Annotated in this window: 17 protein-coding genes; 10 read left to right on the top strand and 7 right to left on the bottom strand. The window is 52.3% G+C overall.

The features are described from left to right. Window positions 1-74: 74 nt before the first annotated feature. Together FY046_RS13410 and FY046_RS13415 are read left to right on the top strand one after the other, a co-directional pair. A complete protein-coding gene (locus FY046_RS13410; RefSeq protein ID WP_200642130.1) occupies window positions 75-422 on the top strand; it encodes a DUF1283 family protein in 348 nt (115 codons plus the stop codon). Between the two features lie 50 nt (window positions 423-472). Next, a complete protein-coding gene (locus FY046_RS13415) occupies window positions 473-772 on the top strand; it encodes a DUF1161 domain-containing protein (protein ID WP_407647794.1) in 300 nt (99 codons plus the stop codon). 41 nt (window positions 773-813) lie between these two features. Here the strand turns inward: FY046_RS13415 and FY046_RS13420 are convergent, their stop codons facing one another. Continuing rightward, entirely contained in the window at window positions 814-2,271 is a 1,458-nt protein-coding gene (locus tag FY046_RS13420) for an MDR family MFS transporter (protein WP_133845128.1), read from the bottom strand. A 312-nt stretch (window positions 2,272-2,583) separates the two neighbouring features. Here FY046_RS13420 and FY046_RS13425 point away from each other — a divergent pair, with 312 nt between their 5' ends. From FY046_RS13425 to osmV, 4 genes are read left to right on the top strand one after another with little or no spacing between them, the layout of a single operon-like run. Next, entirely contained in the window at window positions 2,584-3,297 is a 714-nt protein-coding gene (locus FY046_RS13425; RefSeq protein ID WP_133845130.1) for an ABC transporter permease, read from the top strand. A 17-nt stretch (window positions 3,298-3,314) separates the two neighbouring features. Continuing rightward, the gene (locus FY046_RS13430) at window positions 3,315-4,238 is read left to right on the top strand and encodes a glycine betaine ABC transporter substrate-binding protein (RefSeq protein WP_200642133.1); all 924 of its coding nucleotides are present in this window, start codon (window positions 3,315-3,317) and stop codon (window positions 4,236-4,238) included. Window positions 4,239-4,247: 9 nt separating this feature from the next. Further along, the gene (gene osmW / locus FY046_RS13435; RefSeq protein WP_159337188.1) at window positions 4,248-4,895 is read left to right on the top strand and encodes an osmoprotectant ABC transporter permease OsmW; all 648 of its coding nucleotides are present in this window, start codon (window positions 4,248-4,250) and stop codon (window positions 4,893-4,895) included. Further along, on the top strand, window positions 4,895-6,034 hold the full coding sequence (gene osmV / locus FY046_RS13440) for an osmoprotectant ABC transporter ATP-binding protein OsmV (protein WP_200642134.1): 1,140 nt from the start codon (window positions 4,895-4,897) through the stop codon (window positions 6,032-6,034). Before osmW ends, osmV begins: the two co-directional genes overlap by 1 nt. Before the next feature lie 51 nt (window positions 6,035-6,085). Here osmV and FY046_RS13445 read toward each other — a convergent pair whose 3' ends face one another. The 5 genes from FY046_RS13445 to FY046_RS13465 form a co-directional block, all read right to left on the bottom strand. After that, window positions 6,086-6,220, bottom strand: coding sequence for a hypothetical protein (locus FY046_RS13445; protein ID WP_446186156.1), 135 nt, complete (start codon window positions 6,218-6,220; stop codon window positions 6,086-6,088). A 753-nt stretch (window positions 6,221-6,973) separates the two neighbouring features. Further along, on the bottom strand, window positions 6,974-8,842 hold the full coding sequence (locus tag FY046_RS13450; protein WP_446186157.1) for a P-loop NTPase fold protein: 1,869 nt from the start codon (window positions 8,840-8,842) through the stop codon (window positions 6,974-6,976). A 310-nt stretch (window positions 8,843-9,152) separates the two neighbouring features. Continuing rightward, the gene (gene bioD, locus FY046_RS13455; RefSeq protein ID WP_446186158.1) at window positions 9,153-9,818 is read right to left on the bottom strand and encodes a dethiobiotin synthase; all 666 of its coding nucleotides are present in this window, start codon (window positions 9,816-9,818) and stop codon (window positions 9,153-9,155) included. A gap of 122 nt (window positions 9,819-9,940) precedes the next feature. Next, the gene (mlc, locus tag FY046_RS13460; protein ID WP_446186159.1) at window positions 9,941-11,158 is read right to left on the bottom strand and encodes a sugar metabolism global transcriptional regulator Mlc; all 1,218 of its coding nucleotides are present in this window, start codon (window positions 11,156-11,158) and stop codon (window positions 9,941-9,943) included. 180 nt (window positions 11,159-11,338) lie between these two features. After that, entirely contained in the window at window positions 11,339-12,226 is an 888-nt protein-coding gene (locus tag FY046_RS13465; protein WP_133845146.1) for a LysR family transcriptional regulator, read from the bottom strand. A 162-nt stretch (window positions 12,227-12,388) separates the two neighbouring features. Between FY046_RS13465 and FY046_RS13470 the strand changes: the two genes are divergently transcribed. Further along, a complete protein-coding gene (locus FY046_RS13470) occupies window positions 12,389-13,597 on the top strand; it encodes an MFS transporter (protein ID WP_446186201.1) in 1,209 nt (402 codons plus the stop codon). A gap of 181 nt (window positions 13,598-13,778) precedes the next feature. Beyond that, the gene (gene tus, locus FY046_RS13475; RefSeq protein ID WP_446186160.1) at window positions 13,779-14,714 is read left to right on the top strand and encodes a DNA replication terminus site-binding protein; all 936 of its coding nucleotides are present in this window, start codon (window positions 13,779-13,781) and stop codon (window positions 14,712-14,714) included. Window positions 14,715-14,751: 37 nt separating this feature from the next. Here tus and fumC read toward each other — a convergent pair whose 3' ends face one another. Further along, entirely contained in the window at window positions 14,752-16,149 is a 1,398-nt protein-coding gene (gene fumC, locus FY046_RS13480; RefSeq protein WP_159337192.1) for a class II fumarate hydratase, read from the bottom strand. Between the two features lie 199 nt (window positions 16,150-16,348). On the opposite strand from fumC, the gene manA reads away from it, so the two are divergent. After that, the gene (manA, locus tag FY046_RS13485) at window positions 16,349-17,533 is read left to right on the top strand and encodes a mannose-6-phosphate isomerase (RefSeq protein WP_446186202.1); all 1,185 of its coding nucleotides are present in this window, start codon (window positions 16,349-16,351) and stop codon (window positions 17,531-17,533) included. A gap of 137 nt (window positions 17,534-17,670) precedes the next feature. Further along, window positions 17,671-19,173, top strand: coding sequence for a YdgA family protein (locus FY046_RS13490; protein WP_133845152.1), 1,503 nt, complete (start codon window positions 17,671-17,673; stop codon window positions 19,171-19,173). Window positions 19,174-19,301 lie beyond the last annotated feature (128 nt).

The following is a 19,301-nucleotide window of genomic DNA, read 5'->3' on the forward strand; positions in this document are numbered from 1 at the left end:
AAGCTGGTGATATACTACACCACATGACCTGTTCAGTCGCCGTTGCCGTGGCTGCCTATATAAAGGAACCGATGATGAATACCCTGAAAAGCCGGCTGACAAAAGCCACTGTCCCGTTGCTGCTACTGACCGCGCTGTTTTCTGTTCAGCACAGCGCTCAGGCGCGTACTGACCGTCTGATTATTTCAGACGGCGATAATGCCCTCACCACCGAGCAGGCACGCGAACAGAAAGAGCAGTGGGATGCGACCCGCAGTCTGCGTAACAAAGTGAACACCCGCGTGGAGAAAGAGTTTGATAAAACTGACCGCGCATTTGATACCCGAGACGGCTGCGAACATAGCCTGAATGTGAATGCCTATTGGGAACCCAATACGCTGCGTTGCCTCGACCGTCGCACCGGCCGTCCGGTTGCGCCATAAGTGGATTTAACTGCTATAGTTAGCGGGATTTTCACACAAATAAGGATGAAATGATGAAAGGGTTTAAGTGGATGTTAACCGGGCTGATTGTCGCGATGCCGCTGGCCGTTCAGGCGTCGTGCGAAACGGTCAAAGCCGATATTAATCAGAAAATCATTAACAATGGCGTGCCGGCTTCCGGTTTTACGCTCGATATTGTCCCTAACGACCAGGCCGATCAGGCTGGCGGACAGGTTGTCGGGCATTGCGAAAATGACACGCAGAAAATCGTCTACAAACGTACGGGTAACGACGGTGACAACAGCGTTCCCGCCAGTGCAGGCACCTCTCAGGATGCCCCTGCGCAGTAGTCTTCTTTAGGGCGACCCTTCAGGGCCGCCCTGCCTTACCGCTAGTGTGGCTTCTCTGCCGGAACAAAGCGTGCAATCACCAGGCTCATCACCGCAATCACCGTCGATACCGCAAACACCCAGTGCAGCGAATGCGCAATTTCACTCAACATCACCTCCAGACTGGGGGCATCAATCTGCTGTCGCTGAGCGTGTGACATCACCTGCTGTACCGGATCATTATCGCCAGGCAAACGCAGCAGTAAATTGTAATTCAGTACCGCGCCCATTAACGCTGTTCCCAGTGCCGATCCCAGCATACGGCTGAACATAATCGAGGCAGTGCAAATGCCCCGGATGGCAAAGTCGGCCGTGTTCTGTACCGCGATCAGGAAAGTGGTGCTGGTCATGCCCATGCCGGTGCCGATGACAAAAGCAAATAGCCCGGCGTGCCATACCGGGCTTTCCCGGTGCAGCGTCAGTAACAATGCGGTGCCGGCGATCAGCAAGGCGGAACCCAGCAGCGCGGTAAACCGGTAAGAGGTACGCTGCATCAGACGCCCGCTGAGCGTACTGGCCAGCGGCCAGCCGATCGACATCATCGCCAGTGCGCTGCCCGCCTGAAGTGGCGTTCCGCCATTGACGCCCTGGATCCAGGTGGGCAGAAACGCACTGATCCCCATCATCGCCGCACCAATCAGCAGATTTCCCGCGTTACCCGCCAGCAGTGTGCGACTGCGCCAGATCGCCAGTGGAAACAGCGGTTCGCTGGCCCGACGTTCATGCCGCAGAAGCGCGGTACCCGCCAGCACGGCCAGGACCAGTAGTGCAACAACAAACAGGGTGCCAAGTGCTTCTGCCTGCAGCAGGGCCACCAGCAATGCACTGACGGTCAGCATCAGCCAGGCGCTGCCTGCCAGATTGAGCCGATGCGGGCTACGTTCCTTCGACTCAGGGAAAAACCGCGCCAGCAACAGCATCGACACAATGCCAATGGGGACATTGACCCAGAAGATCAACGCCCAGTTAAAGTGCTGCACCAGCCAGGCCCCGGTCAGCGGCCCGACAATCGCCGCGATACCCCACACGCTCGACAGCCAGCCCTGCACGCCCGCGCGCTCTTTCGGCGGATAGACATCGGCAATAATCGTGGAGGTCAGCGGCATAATCGCCCCGGCCCCCAGCCCCTGGAAGGCGCGGAACAGGATCAACCAGCCCATATTGGTGGCGAACCCACATAACACCGACCCGATGAGGAACAGCCCGGTGCCGATAAAAAACATCCGCTTTCTGCCCCAGAGATCTGCCAGACGACCGTAGATCGGCACGCTGACCGCCTGAGTGAGCAGGTAGATTGAAAACACCCAGCCAAACTGAGAGAAGCCCCCCAGCTCGGCAATAATCGTTGGCATGGCGGTGGCCACAATCGTGACTTCAATGGCGGCCATAAACATCGCCAGCATCGAAGCGATCAAGACCCAGTGACGGTGTGTCACTTGTGTCGCAGTCTGTTCCGTCATATATCCCCTTTCTGTTGTACGTCCTGAAAGTGTGCATGATATTCCACACAACAGTTTTCGGATTGTGCTCTATGCCATCTGTGACGGTGTCACTTAACATCGATGAATTTTTTTCATCGACGATTTTCCCAGCGCTATCAACGGCTGACGCCTTTTTTGCCGAAAAAGTATCCTGCTGATTTTCGGCCAGAAATTTGGCAAATCTGCCGTTACGCTGCTATAGCTTTGAAAGCAAGTTTACCGGGTAAAGTGATAATCGCCCACGAGATAAACACTTTTAATGCTTATTTGCCCCCCAGGGAGAACACTGATATGCCACATTCCACGCTGTTACGGCGTGCCTTACTGGCGACGCTGTTTGTCGCTGCGATCATCGCCCTGCTGGTCTGGGGGCTGGGGATTGAGACCATTAAGGCGAAACGCGTCGATCTGATCTACCTCGGGCAACAACACATGACGCTGGTGTTCTGGTCTATGCTGTTTGCCCTGTTAATCGGTATTCCCAGCGGTATCATTCTCAGCCGTCCCGGCGCCCGTCGCTGGGCCGAGTACGTGATGCAGATTTTTAACGTCGGTAATACGTTACCCCCGCTGGCGGTGCTGGCGCTGGCAATGGTGGTGATCGGCATTGGCGATCGCCCGGCGATCATCGCACTGTTCCTGGCCTCACTTCTGCCCATCGTGCGCAACACCTATTCCGGCTTGTGTTCAGTGCCGGACTCCCTGCTTGAGGCTGCCAATGGCATCGGCATGACCAAAGGTCAGCGCCTGCGTCAGGTGGAAATTCCGAACGCGATGCCGGTCATGCTCTCCGGTATCCGCGTGGCAATGGCCATCAACGTTGGCACCGCCCCACTGGCGTTTCTGATTGGGGCCAGCAGCTACGGCGAGCTGATTTTTCCCGGTATTTACCTCAATGACTTCCCGACGTTGATCCTGGGTGCTGCGGCAACTGCGCTGTTTGCCCTGATCCTCGATCTGTTGCTGGCCGGCCTTGGCCGTCTCCTCAGCCCACACACTGCCTGAAGAATAAGGAACGGATGATGGCTGATGCTACTGTACTGACCCGCTGGCTACGTACCGCCACCCTCGCCCTTGCCGCCTCGTTGACACTGAGCAGTATGGCAACGGCAGCCCCGATTGTGATGACCACCAAAAGCTTTACCGAGCAGCATATTTTGTCTGCGCTGACCACACAGTATCTGCGCAAACAGGGCTTCGAGATCGAACCCAAAACCAATATTGCCACGGTAATTGGTCGTAATGCGATGATCAATAAGCAGGTTGATATGACCTGGGAGTACACCGGGACCTCACTGATTATCTTCAACCATATCACGCAGCGGATGTCACCCGATGAGACCTGGCAGACGGTGAAAAAACTGGATGCGAAGCTGGGTCTGGTATGGCTTAACCCGGCACCGATGAACAATACCTATGCTTTTGCCATGTCGGCCAAACGGGCCGAAGCCGAGCATATTGAGACGATTTCACAGATGGTGGCGAAGCTGGAGCACGTGCGTCAAACCGACCCGGATAACAACTGGATGCTGGGACTGGATCTGGAATTCGCCGGGCGCTCAGATGGCCTGAAACCGCTGCAAAAAGCCTACAACATGCCGCTGGATCGTCCGCAGATCCGCCAGATGGATCCGGGGCTGCTGTATAACGCCATTCGCGACGGTTTTGTCGATGCCGGGCTGGTCTACACCACCGATGGCCGCGTAAAAGGCTTCGACCTGAAAGTGCTGAAAGATGATAAAGGATTTTTCCCCAGCTACGCCGTAACGCCCGTGGTCACGGCAAAAGCGCTGAAGGACCATCCGGGTCTGGATGCCGCACTGAACAAGCTGTCACCGTTAATCACCGATGAGGCGATTACTGAAATGAACAAACGAGTGGATATCGATCATCAGTCACCGCAACAGGTGGCACGTGATTTCCTGACATCCCATAACATGCTTTAAGGAGGCCAGGTGGAAACGATTCATTACATCATGGACAACAGCGGTTACCTGGCGAGCCTCACCTTCCAGCATCTGTGGCTGGTGGCGCTGGCGGTGGGTTTCGCTATCGTGATTGGCGTCCCCGTCGGTATTCTGATTGTGCGTTTTAAGTGGCTGGCCACCCCGGTACTCGGCCTGGCTACCATTGTACTGACCATTCCCTCTATCGCCTTGTTTGGTCTGATGATCCCGCTATTTTCGCTGATCGGTCAGGGTATTGGCGTGCTGCCCGCCGTCACGGCAGTGTTTCTCTACTCCCTGCTGCCGATTGTGCGCAACACCCACACCGCGCTGGAGAATCTGCCCGGCGGGCTGCGCGAAGCAGGACGGGGGATTGGCATGACCTTCTGGCAACGTCTGCGCTGGGTAGAAATTCCGATGGCGTTACCGGTGATTTTTGGCGGTATTCGCACCGCCGTTGTGATGAATGTTGGCGTGATGGCTATCGCGGCAGTGATTGGTGCTGGCGGTCTGGGCCTGCTGCTGCTGGATGGTATTAGCGGAAGTGACGTCCGCATGCTGGTCGCTGGCGCACTGATGATTTGTTTACTGGCCGTCGTTCTTGACTGGCTGCTGCACCGTTTGCAGGTCGCACTGACACCTAAGGGGATCCGATAATGATAAAACTGGAAAATCTCACCAAAACCTTCAAACAGAAAAATGGGTCCAGCGTCAATGCGGTGGACAATGTCAGCCTGAACGTCCCGGAGGGTGAAATGTGCGTGCTGCTCGGCCCTTCCGGCTGCGGCAAAACCACCACGCTGAAAATGATTAACCGTTTGATCCCTGCCAGCAGCGGTAAGATCCTGATCAACGGAGAAGACACCAGCGGGCTGGATACCGTGACGTTGCGCCGTAATATTGGCTATGTCATTCAGCAGATTGGTCTGTTCCCGAATATGACCATTGAAGAGAATATTACCGTGGTGCCGCGGATGCTGGGCTGGGACAAGCAGCGTTGTAAAGAACGCGCCAGCGATTTGATGAGCATGATGGCGCTGGATGCGAAAAAATTCCTGCATCGTTATCCGCGTGAAATGTCCGGCGGACAGCAGCAGCGTATTGGCGTTATCCGTGCGCTGGCAGCGGATCCACCGGTGTTGCTGATGGATGAACCCTTCGGCGCGGTCGACCCGATCAACCGTGAAGTGATCCAGAATGAGTTTCTGGATATGCAGCGTCAGTTGAAAAAAACCGTGATGCTGGTCAGTCATGATATTGATGAGGCGCTGAAGCTGGGTGACCGTATTGCCGTGTTTGGCCAGGGTAAAATCGTGCAGTGTGCCAGCCCGGACGAGCTGCTGGCGAAACCCGCCAATGAGTTTGTCGGCTCCTTTGTCGGCCAGGACCGCACGTTAAAACGTCTGCTTCTGGTGCAGGCCGGTGATGTGACCGACCAGCAACCGACCCTCACCGTGCGTAAATCCACGCCGCTGTCTGATGCATTCGGCATCATGGATGATAACGATCTGCGCTCGATTACCGTGGTGGACGAAGACGGTAAACCACTGGGCTTTGTGAAGCGCCGGGAAGCGCGTGGTGCCAGCGGTCAGTGTGCTGACCTGTTACACCACTTTACGGTGACGGGCCGGGCCGAAGAGAACCTGCGCGTGGTGCTGTCGAAACTGTACGAACACAATATGGTATGGATGCCGATTGTCGATGAAGAGGGTCGTTACAGCGGGGAGATTTCGCAGGATTATATTGCAGATTACCTCAGTTCAGGGCGTACGCGACGGGTGCTGAATCCGGGCTAATAGCGCTGCGCTAACATCAGGCCCTGGACGGATACCGGGGCCCGAATATCTTCAGCGGGTTTCTGTCATATTTTCAGGAAGGCGCATCGCAATTTCCTCTGCAATACCAAACTGTTCAATTAACAGCTTACGCTGTTGATCGTGAGAGACTCTGGTTTTAGATCCAATGCCTGCGGCATCTCTCATCACGTTCTCCCCCTTTGATGATCCCGTTAATCCCCTCCGGTTGAGCCAGACGGATCAGTAATGCACCATCAAACCGGCTGTTGTATCGGCTCATTTCATGACGCCCTGCGTACTCAGCAGCCGAGGCATCCCTGTATAGGATCTGGGAATCCAGCCGTGGGCGCCCTAGCGGTTTCCAGTTGAAGTACCAGTTACCGTCGCACTGATGGGTGTGTGTTCCCCAGACGGGATGGGATAAGTGCCCTTCTCTTAAGGGGGGCGGCTGACCGTGCAGCATGGTAGCATCAATGATAAACGTGTCTTGCTCAACCTCAACGAAGAGTGTGCCGTGACCTGGTGACCCCGCTGGTACAGGCTGCTGAGAGAGCATGGTACACAATCCAAAGTAGACAGGAAAACCAAGGAAATTCAGCATTGCATACAGCGCAACGTGACCTGCCCAGCAGGTGCCGCCGGTACCATACTTTAGCTAGTGAACAAAGAAGTCGTCGGGTGTAGCACCAGTAAGGACTGAGGTTGCGCAGAGATAGAATCGATACGTTTGCGTATATTATCGAAAGGAACCGACTGGCACTACGCCTGATATAAATTCGCCAAGCTGGCCGCAGTTATCGCCGGAAAATAATTTATGTTGAGCTTTTCCAGAATCTACTCGGCCAGCGCCGGCGCTAACGTCATGGTATGCTCAAGTACGGGATTATATCTCATCGGTTAATTATAATTTTGCGTGATGATTATTCCATAAAAATGCGATTAATCATGACAATAAAGTTTAGACTGGTTTTCGATTGAAGGATCCAATGCATATTTAACAAAATTTCTCAGATAAAATCTTAGAATAGTTTTTCCTAACCCTTCAATTTTTTCATTACATGCACTTCTGAGTTCATTGAGCCACTGAAATTCATCCTTTAGGTTTGCAGGATAATAATTATTATCGTAACGATATTTTACCCTGGTGATTATTTCACGTTTTGTTTTTGCATCAGTATCAATAAAAGCCTCAACAAAATCATCACATCTTATATAATTTAGGAAAGATTTTTCATATAACATATACTTATTATTATTTGTAGAAGATAACTCAACAATCAGATCCATTTTAGAGGATTTTATATCTTCAATGAGTTTTCTCGCCATTTCTGGCAAGGTTTCACTACTGTATTCAACCTTTCTTTTTTTTACATATTCAACGATTTCTTTAAAGTTATGATTATCCCTTGCAAGGTACCCCATTCCCTGCCAGGCAGTGAGTGAATAACCACCAAAAAACTCACCAGCTTTATGTAACTCCGCAATCTCATTTCTCCTCAAAAAACCATCAACTCTCCCCTTGATATTTTCTTTAACATCGTTATAAGTATCACCACTCAGCTCACTCTCGACTAATTCAATAAGAATACTGGCGGACATTAAAATCTCCCCTAAACATTCAACCTCATCACTTTCGAGTCTCTCCTTGAGTTTACTGTGGTTATACTCTAAATCGTCGTCGGTTAAGTCATGGTAATTCCATAAGCGTTCCCATGGCGCTGAGCATTCACTCCTGAAATAGGATGATATGTTTACAGCATGATGAATAACTTTTTTTTCAATAATCCCATGACAGATTATATTGCCCCACAAGCTGCCATGAAAAATGGTATTCGATAGCAATCCAACCGTATACTTCCTGCTTATACGTAAGAAAGCACTACTATGTTCCTCAGAGGTATTTATAATGAGGTCTTTCATTTGTGTGTCTATCGTTTCAAAACAGGGTTGTGTAAAACCCCCACTTTTATGCTCAAAAGCATATATGAGGAACTGGCATAATAAATCTCTGATAAAACTTTTATGGTTCCTGTGTGCCTGATCGAGACTGTTGTAAAGGCGCTCAAAATCAAAAAAAGCCTGTCGCAAGATCCTGACATTGTTAAAGCCAGATTGAGAATGGACTGTCACAAGCAAATCTATATTACATTTAAATATATTCATTAACGTGGTGTTATCAATCAGAGTGATAAACTTGTGAACGGAACTTTCAACATCAGGTTCTATTAATAACGTCTTTCCGATGAGTTTCTCCTTTGCTTTGCTATAGTCGGGATCCATCGCATTGATATGCATCTCATCCGCCACCAGAATTGCCTTCACGCCCCCTAGTTCAACAAAATGATTAATATACCCCAGAAGCACAGGTAATGTTAACGTTGTTCTTTCAACATCATCAAAAACAAGGGCGAATTTATTACTATCAGCTATGAAGTCTTTCAAATCTATCGTCGGCATTTCAACATTAAGACTCGCATCATCCTTACCATCTCCATCAAGATCGATTTTTATAGTGCCCTTCAGAAATGACTTAATTATTCTGGAACCCGCGACAAACTTTTTGCTCGAGAGTATAGGGTGCATTTGTTTAAAAAATTCATTCTCAATTTGCTCCAGAGAGTTGACCCCATACAGGCTTACCTTAAGCATTTTAAAATCTGGATGGTTTTTTTTATAGTCCTCCAGGAAACTATCAACAAACCAGGTCTTGCCTGCCCCCCATTCACCATTAATAAGAACAGCATAACGAGGCTCAGCTTTGAGTGAAAGGTAATATTCCAAAAATTCTTGAGCGTGAGTATTTTTCACCGAAAACCTCTTTGAAATTACATGTTTCATATCGATGCATTTTAAGAGAAGTGTGGATTGTTTTCAATGCAATCTTCTTGACTATTTTAATTTTTTGAGCACATGAAAAAAGCGAACACTTTATTCTGAAATCGACTATGGCCGAATTTTTATCTTTTCAAAAAAATAATAAACTCAGGTGTTGAGGCAGAGATAAGAAGAGTGATGTAAACGTTGAGATCACGCGTCCCGCAGGGATGCGACTTTTGCCGGGCCTAAGGTGATTAGGCGGACAGAAAAAAAAGGTCCGCCTCTACAAAATCCCGCCCTGCTATAAATTCAGCGCAGTCAAATCCAAATAATGCGCCAGATCGCGGCTTTCCGCACGTGGCAGATACGGCAGTTCGCCAAGCAGCGGTGCCGGAATTTTGTCGCGCAGCACATCAATAATCTCCGCGTAATGGGCCAATCCCGGATTGATGCGATTCGCCACCCAGCCTAACAGCGGCAGTCCATCGTTAATCACCGCCTGCGCTGTCAGCAATGCGTGGCTGATGCACCCCAGTTTGATGCCAACCACCAGTACGACCGGAAGTTGCTCCTGCACGGCCCAGTCAGACAACGGGCGCAGATCATTCATCAGGCTTCGCCAGCCGCCCGTCCCTTCCACCACGATATAGTCTGCATGTTGATCCAGCGCTTGCAGGCCGCGACTGAGCGCGGCATAGCTGATGGGTGTGCAACTGGTGCTAATTTCATCTTCCAGTAAGGTGACCGGATTAATGGCGTGGTAAGGCAACGGCACTGAGGAGGATTCCTGTAGAACCAGAGCATCTTTATTGCGTGGCCCTTCTTCCGTTTGCTGGCTACTTTTCGCGACGGGTTTATATCCTACGGCCTGTTTACTGCCCGTTGCCAGCTTTTGTAATAACGCGCGCGACACCACGGTTTTACCGACTTCCGTATCTGTGCCGGTGACAAATAAACGTTTTAACATGGGATGACTCCGACAGGCACTGCCTGGCCTCATTGATAATTTTCGTACTTGATGAATGAACGAAAATTGTAGGGTAGTGCCGGATGTCGGGGATTGCGTTAGCGCAATGTTTAGTGAATTTATCAGCCTTGTAGCAGTTTGATTAATAAGGAGCCGTTGTAGAGAGCATCTTTTACCAGTGCGGCACCCGGCATAGTGCCCAGATTCGCAAACTCAGTGGATTCTACCTTAAGGTCAGCACTGTAGCGGGGTAATGCCTGCTGGCGAATACAGTTAACGATGGCAGGGAACAGAATATGTTGCGCCTGATTAAGCGGAGAACCAATCAGAATTTTTTGTGGATGGAAAAGATTGACCATGATGGCGAGAATACGCCCTACGCTGTTGCCAACGCCGGCAATGACATCGCAGGCGATATGATCTCCCGCCAGTGCAGCCTCACACAGGGCATTGATGGTCAGCGCCTGATTATGCAATGCCGAACTCATCGACGCCTGCATCCGCTGCGCCGCCAGTTCAAGCATATTGTCGATGCTGGCCACGGTTTCCAGACAGCCATGATTCCCGCAATAGCAGCGTTTTCCCCACGGATCGACCTGAGTATGACCGATCTCAACCAGCGAACTGCTACCACCGTGCAGCAAGCGCCCACCGGTAATCACCCCGGCGCCCACATGGTGATCAATCACCACCTGAAGCACATCGCTGGCATCGCGTGAAGCACCAAACAGCGATTCTGCCATCGTCCAGGCGCAGATATCATGCTGAATATACACTGGCAATCCGGTGCGCTCGGCAAGAACCGGGCCCAGCGGCATATCATCAACCTCGTAAAACGGCATGCGGTGAACAATACCTGACTGGCTGTTCATGATGCCCGGCAGTGTGATGGCAATGGCCGTCAGACGCTCGAGTTTGTGCTGGTGGTGAATAAAGAACTGGTCGACTTGCTGGACGATACGCGTCAACAACGGCAAATCGGCCTCTGCGGGAAGGGGGAATTGCTCTTCAACGACCATTTTGCTGCTGAGATCGCGCAGCGCGAGGGTGATTTCGCCATTACCGATACGGGCAGACAGGAAGTGCCAGGCCTGGGTGTCCAGCACCAGTCCGACAGCCGGACGACCACGACTGCCTGGGTCCTGAAATTCCGTTTCCTGCACCAGATGCGCTTCCAACATTTCACGCACAATTTTCGTGATGCTGGCCGGGGCCAGTTGCGCTTTTTTGGACAGCTCTATACGCGAGATGGGACCAAACCGATCAATCAGTCGGTACACCGCTCCGGCATTAGTCTGTTTAATCTGGTCAATATGACCAGGCTGACTATCCGCAATCACACCCCACTCCCACTTATCACCTGTCTTAAAAGGCGCTGCTGTCTGTTATTTTCACGCTTCAAAATAAAGCATTTCGCTCATGGTGAAACACTTATCAGATGGCGTCAAATATTTGATTCGATATGTGATTTGCCGCACATAAACCGTTGCTGAACGCTCATGTTTTCCGCGATTGCCAGATCATTTCGGCAATAACAACGTCATCATCGCGGCAACCACGGCAGGAATCTCACGTTGCTTCGACCACACCAGCCACACTTCCGAACGCGCGTCCTGCTCCACCAGCGGGATCCACACCACATCGCTCAGGCGCACGCGTCGGAAAGATGCCGGAAGAATAGAGACGCCCAGTCCGGTAGACACCAGGCCGATAATCGTCATTGCTTCCCCCACTTCCTGAGCAATATTAGGTTGAATATCGTAACGGCCAAGTAACCCCAGAATTTCACCGTACAGCGCTGTTCCCACCTGCGGGTCAAAGAAGACAAAGGGCTCCTGCGCCAAATCGCTCAGTGCAATTTGCGGCCTGCCTGCCAGGCGATGGGCACGATGCACCAGCGCATACATGGGTTCACGAAGCAGCAGCTGATGATCGAGGGTTTCCGGCAGAAGGGTATTGCGCATCACGCCTAAATCAAGCCGCCCGTCACCCAGCGGCGCCAGTTGCTGGCGGGTATTGATCTCCTGCATCTGGATATGGACCGCCGGGAAGCGCTGACGAAAGGTGAACAATGCGTCTGATACGACGGTGATAAACGGGGCGGATGACGTAAAACCAATACGTATTTCGCCTTCGTCACCGCGATGCAGGCGCGCAGCTTTGTCGGCAGCCTGATCGACCTGTTGCAGTACCAGACGAGCATCCTGCAGGAACTGCTGCCCGGCCGCCGTCAGTTGGACGCTGCGGTTGGTACGGGCGAAAAGGCGTGCGCCTATTTCATGCTCGAGGATCTGAATTTGCTGGCTGAGCGGCGGCTGGGAAATATTCAGGCGCAGTGCCGCACGGCCAAAATGTAGCTCTTCTGCCACGGCGATAAAGTAACGCAGGTGACGCAACTCGATATTCATATGTTAAAAGTATCATTCGAGATTATTAATATATTAGACATCATAATCTGACTTTCTTACCCTTTACAACGTGAACTCCCTGAATATCTCTAAGGATCTGTTGTGAACCGCTCATCCCATGCCGTCAGACCGCCGTATTCTGCTGACCGTGCATCTCTTGCCATCACCGACTCACCTGCTGTCGATAAAAATCTCTATATCAAACGTGGTACTCCTCAATTTATGCGCGTCACGCTGGCGCTATTTTCAGCCGGGCTGGCGACGTTTGCCCTGCTCTATTGCGTACAGCCGATCCTTCCGGTTCTGTCGCAGGAGTTTGGCGTTTCCCCGGCGACCAGCAGTATTTCCCTGTCGATTTCCACCGGGATGCTGGCGCTTGGGCTGCTGGTAACCGGTCCGTTATCTGATGCCATCGGGCGTAAATCGGTGATGGTGACCGCGCTGATGCTGGCCGCAATTTGTACCCTGCTGTCCGCGACCATGACCAGCTGGCACGGGATTTTACTGATGCGTGCGCTGACCGGCCTGTCGCTGAGCGGTGTTGCGGCCGTGGGGATGACTTACCTGAGTGAAGAAATTCATCCCAGTATGGTGGCGTTTTCAATGGGGTTGTATATCAGCGGGAACTCGATTGGCGGTATGAGCGGCCGTTTACTCAGCGGGGTGATCACCGATTTCAGCAGCTGGCGCATTGCCGTGATGGCCATCGGCTGCTGTGCACTGGCCGCTGCGCTGATGTTCTGGAAAATTCTGCCTGCCTCGCGCCATTTCCGCCCTGCTTCGCTTAAATCGCGTAGTCTGATGATTAACTTCCGGCTGCACTGGCGCGATAACGGTTTGCCGCTGTTGTTTGCCGAAGGTTTTCTGTTGATGGGGGCCTTTGTCACCCTGTTTAACTACATCGGCTACCGTCTGCTTTCGCCGCCTTATTCAATGAATCAGGCGATTGTCGGCCTGCTGTCGGTGGTCTATCTCACGGGGTCATGGAGTTCGCCTAAAGCGGGTGCGATGACGGCAAAATATGGACGCGCACCGGTGCTGCTGTTCTCCACCGCACTGATGCTGAGCGGTCTTCTGATCACTCTCGCCAGCAATATCTGGTTTATTCTGCCAGGTATGATGTTGTTTACAGCCGGATTTTTTGCTGCACATGCTGTTGCCAGCGGCTGGATTGGCCATCGTGCGCGCCGCGCTAAAGGCCAGGCATCATCGCTATACCTGTTCAGTTATTATCTGGGGTCAAGCGTTGCCGGTACGCTCGGCGGTGTGTTCTGGCATCATTTTGGCTGGTACGGAATTACAGCGTTTATTGCTGCCATGCTGGTGCTGGCGTTACTGGTAGGAAGCCGTCTACACGGACGAAAACTCTAACTTCCGGGCACAATGTGTTGTCACAGGCGGACCGAAAAAGAAGGTCCGCCCCTACAAAAAATGAATCCCTCTGATCAATGGCACAATTTTCCCCTGCCCGACGCAAAAAACACCGTTGTTGATGTTCATCTCTGTTTTCCACTGCTATAGTCATCAGTATGTTGTAACTAATGGAGGTGTCATGCGTCATTACGATACTGTTGAGGAGCTTCACCGCTGTGTGGCCGATCTCGAGCAGGAACTGGAGGTATTACAGCAGCAGATCCTGAGTATGCGTCTGCTGACCGCCAGGGTGTTTGAACTGCCTGAGGTGGAAAAAGGTAAGGAACACGATCCGCTGACGCAGGTTAAGGTCGAGCAGCTAACCGGCCAGGCAGCCCTGCAGCGCTCCCTGACGCATTTTGCGCGTCTGTTTATGCAGCACCAGTCAGAAAAACTGAGCACTAAGGCGGCAGTACGTCTTCCTGGTGCGGTGTGCTTAGAAGCCGATAATACGCAGTCTGCCCTGCTCCACCAGCAGGTCGCCTCAATCAATCAACTGAAACAACGGCTGGAGCAGATTATTACCGTGGAATCGGGCCTGCCGAGCGAGGAGCGGTTCGAGTTTGTCCACCGCCATCTGCGCGGGTTGATTACCCTGAACGCTTACCGTTCGCTGACGTTGCTTGAAGCGCCCGATTCCGTGCGCTTTGGCTGGGCGAATAAGCATATTATTAAAAATATCAGTCGCGATGAGATGCTGGCAACGCTGGAAAAAAGCCTGAAGGCCGGGCGTGCCGTGGCCCCCTGGACACGTGAGCAATGGGCCGAACGCGTCCAGAGCGAAATTGAAGCGGTAAAGTCACTGCCTGCAGGCGCGGCATTGAAAATTAAACGCCCGGTGAAAGTACAACCGATTGCCCGCGTCTGGAGCAGCAGCGATCGGAAACAAACCCAGCTGGCCTGCCCTTCTCCGTTGCTGGTACTGTGCCAGGACGCCAATAGCGTGCCAAAACTGGGAGAGCTGCTGAATTATGATGCCGCTAACGTGACCCATCGTTACAAACCTGATGCTCAGCCGCTCTATTTACTGATCCCGCGCTTACATCTTTATACCGATCGTCTGGTGCCGGCATAAAAAAAGCCAGGTCTAAGACCTGGCTTTTGGCAGCAGCTTATACCTTCATACTGCCGACCATCTCTTCCGGACGCACCCAGGCATCAAACTCTTCTTCCGTCAGATAACCCAGCTTTAGCGCAGACCCTTTCAAGGTCAGCCCTTCTTTATGCGCTTTCTTGGCAATTTCAGCCGCTTTATCGTAGCCAATATGCGTATTCAGCGCGGTAACCAGCATCAGAGATTCATTCAGCAATTGAGTAATACGATCGCGGTTTGGCTCAATACCGATAGCGCAGTGGTGATTAAAGCTGTCCATTCCATCCGCCAGCAGACGAACAGATTGCAGGAAGTTATGGATCACCATCGGACGGTAAACGTTCAGCTCGAAGTTACCGGATGCGCCACCGATGTTTACCGCCACATCATTGCCCATCACCTGACAACACAGCATGGTCATGGCTTCACACTGCGTCGGGTTCACTTTACCCGGCATGATGGAGCTACCCGGCTCGTTTTCCGGGATAGCGATTTCACCGATGCCACAGCGCGGGCCGGATGATAACCAGCGCACGTCGTTGGCGATTTTCATCAGTGATGCCGCCAGGCCTTTTAGCGCACCGTGGGCATGAACCAGCGAATCACAGGTGGCTAAGGCTTCGAACTTGTTCGGCGCGGTGACAAAAGGCTGTTTAGTCAGCTCAGCAAGCTCCTGGGCAACGCGCACAGCATATTCAGGGTGAGTATTCAGCCCGGTACCGACCGCTGTACCACCCAGTGCCAGCTCGGCAACATGTGGAATGCTCTGTTCAATATGCTTCAGGCTGTGGCTTAACATCGCCACCCACCCGGAGATCTCCTGGCCCAGCGTCAGCGGTGTGGCATCCTGCAAGTGAGTACGGCCAATTTTGACAATGTCTTTATAAGCTTCAGCTTTTTCATGCAGCGTCTGTTGCAGCACTTTCAGCTCAGGGATCAGGTGTTCCTGCACGGCCACCACCGCCGCCACATGCATCGCGGTTGGGAAGACATCGTTGGAACTCTGGCTCTTGTTCACATCATCATTGGGATGCACAAGGCGTGACATGCCGCGTTCGCCACCGAGGATCTCGCTGGCGCGGTTCGCCAGCACCTCGTTCATATTCATATTGGTCTGTGTACCCGAACCGGTCTGCCAGATAGCCAGCGGGAACTCACCCTGATGCTTGTCGGCCAGCACTTCATCAGCCGCCTTGATGATCGCGCCCGCGCGGTCATCCGGTAACAGACCAAGGTCATTGTTCACTTTTGCCGCCGCACGCTTAGTCAGCGCCAGCGCATACACCAGTTCAGCAGGCATTTTCTCCGTGGAGATACGGAAATGTTCCAGAGAACGCTGCGTTTGCGCCCCCCAGAGTTTGTCGGCAGGTACATCAATCGGTCCCATTGAGTCTTTTTCAACGCGGTTCGCAGCCATTTCTGTCTCCTTGAGCACAAACATATGAATATTATTGACGCTGATTAGCCGTTTTGCGGTTAAAAAGCGCGGCGGTAGTCTGACATACACCAGGTTACGATTATGCGACTCATTCGCGTTTATTGCATCCCGATTGTCTTTCAGCGGTGCTTTTCTGCTTTAATACATCCAGTAACCAGTGAATGACCAGGGAGATATGATGCAAAAATTAATCAATTCGCTGCAAAATTACGCATGGGGCAGTAAAACCGCGCTCACTGAACTGTATGGGATCGCTAATCCGTCGCAGCAGCCGATGGCCGAATTATGGATGGGGGCCCACCCGAAAAGCCCATCGCACATCGTCGTCGATGGCAAATCTCGCTCGCTACGCGATGTGATCGATGCTGACCCGCCTGCGCAGTTAGGTGCCGGTGTGGCGCAGCGTTTTGGCGAGTTGCCGTTTTTATTTAAAGTGCTGTGCGCTGCACAGCCGCTGTCGATTCAGGTGCATCCGAGTAAAGCGGCGGCCGAAGTTGGCTATGCACGCGAAAACGCCAGCGGCGTTCCGCTGGATGCGGCCACGCGAAACTATAAAGATGCCAATCATAAACCGGAGCTGGTGTACGCGCTGACGCCGTTTAAAGCAATTAACGGCTTCCGTCCGCTGTCTGAAATCGTCTCGCTGCTACAGCCGGTCGCAGGCGCTCATCCGGCCATTGCCCATTTTCTAAATACGCCAGATACCACGTCTCTCGCTTCGCTGTTTGCCAGCCTGCTCTCTATGCAGGATGAAGAGAAATCCCTCGCGCTGGATATCCTGCGCACCACCGTTGCCAGTCAGTCTGTTGAACCCTGGCAGACCATCGCTGAGATCGCTGACGTTTATCCTGATGACAGCGGCCTGTTTGCCCCGCTATTGCTGAACGTCATCACCTTACAGCCGTCTGATGCGATGTTTCTGTTCGCCGAAACACCGCATGCCTACCTGCACGGTGTGGCGCTGGAGGTGATGGCAAATTCAGATAATGTGCTGCGTGCCGGGTTGACGCCGAAATACATCGATGTCCCGGAGTTGCTGGCCAATCTGCGCTTTGATTCCCGTCCCGCAGAGAGTCTGCTGACCACACCCGTGGAGCAGGGAAAAACGCTCAACTTCCCGATTCCGGTGGACGATTTCGCCTTTGCGATCCACTCGCTGACCACCGATCCGGTAACCGTTAGCCAGCAAAGCGCGGCGATCCTCTTTTGTATTGAAGGTGACGCGCTGCTGAAATGGGATGAACAGATGTTGTCGTTAACAGCAGGCGAGTCAGCATGGATTACCGCCAGCGAGTCTCCTCTGACGCTTAGCGGTACCGGCCGCGTGGCGCGAGTCTATAACGATCTGCCGAATTGCGGCTGACGTCAGCGGCCAGAATTGCTAAGATTATCCAGGAATTATCAAAAACGCCGTTATGGCGTTTTTTATCGCCAAAGGGTTACCTGCAGGACCTGAACGGGTACGCCCGTCTTCGTGAACAGAAAAGGACGATATTACAGATGAAAAAAACAAAGATTGCCGTGGGTGTAGTGATTGCTCTTGGCGTGGCCTGGACTGCGGGAGCCTGGTTTACTGGCAAGCAGTTGGAAAAAAACATGGACCAGATGGTTCAGCAGGCTAACGCGCAAATCCAGAACACGGCACCGGAAAGCCGGCTGAAGTTGAGCTACCAGGATTTCCAGCGTGGCGTATTCAGCAGCCATGCGCGCTTTGTCTTACAGTCGAGTTCACAAACCGAAGATAACTCTATTCTGAAGCCAGGCCAGAGCATCATTTTCAGTGAAAATATCGATCATGGCCCTTTCCCGCTGGCCCAGCTGAAAAAATTCAACCTGATGCCGAGCATGGCCTCCGTTCATAGTGAACTGGAGAATACCGATGTGGTGAAAAAGCTGTTTGAAATCACCAAAGGTCAGTCCATCGTGCAGGCAGAAACCCGTATCGGCTACGGCGGCAGCACCGATTCAGACATTCGCCTGTTGCCGGCCGATTACAGCAATGCGCAAACCGGTGAGCGCTTTGCCTTCAATGGCGGCACCCTGAAGGTGAGCGCCGATGACAAAGGCGATAAGGTCGACTTTAGCGGTGATATCGACAGCCTGGTGATGACCACCAAAAATGAGCTGGATATGCCGGTGCTGTTTACCGTCAACGGCCTGAAAATTGATGCCAATACCCATCTCAGCCCGGAAGGACTGCGCATTGGCGATCAGACCATCAATCTGAAAAAACTGAGCGCGGCGGTGGAAGGTAAAGAAGCGATGGTGGCTGAAGGACTGAACGGTAAGTCCAGTTTTGACTCCACCAACAACCGCGTTTCCGGCCTGATTGACTACAGTTTAGACAGCCTGAAATTGCAGGGTCAGCCTTTTGGCCAGGGCAAGCTGACGATTAAACTGGATGGCTTCGATGGCAAAGCCGTCAAGACCTTCTCTGAAAACTATAATCGCCAGGTGCAGGCGCTGACCAACGATCCAGCGATGCAGGAAAACCCTGAGCTTTATCAGCAGCGCGCCAGTGAACTGCTGACGGCTAACCTGTCGTTGCTGTTGAAGGGCGATCCGTCCATCAGCATTGCGCCATTTAGCTGGAAAAATGACAAAGGGGAAAGCACCTATACCCTGAATGCACAGTTCAAAGATCCGTCTACTGCCACTGCCCCTGTGCAGAATCTGGGTCAGCAAGTGGACAGTGTGTTGAAAACGCTGGATACCAAACTGGCTGTTTCGATGCCAATGGCGACCGAAATGATGACTCACGTCGCCATGGGTGAAGGCTACAAGCAGGAAGATGCGGTGAAACTGGCTGACCAGCAGGTGAAAGGCCTGGCGGCGATGGGCCAGATGTTCAAACTGACCACGCAGCAGGATAATAACATCACCATCAGCCTGCAATATGGCGCCGGTCAGATCACCATGAACGGTGAGAAGATGCCGCTGGAACAGTTCCTCTCCCGCTATATGCTGGGTGGCGGAGCGGTACCGGAAGGTATGCCGCAGTAAGATGTGTTAACCAACGGGCCGCAACAGCGGCCCGTTTAATTTATAGACTGTAAGGATCTGAATTTAACAGCACCTCTTCCCCGAAATCTGGCAGTGTATGCTGGCGCAGATAATCCAGTAAGACGTTT

Source organism: Erwinia sp. 1181_3, assembly GCF_052824965.1.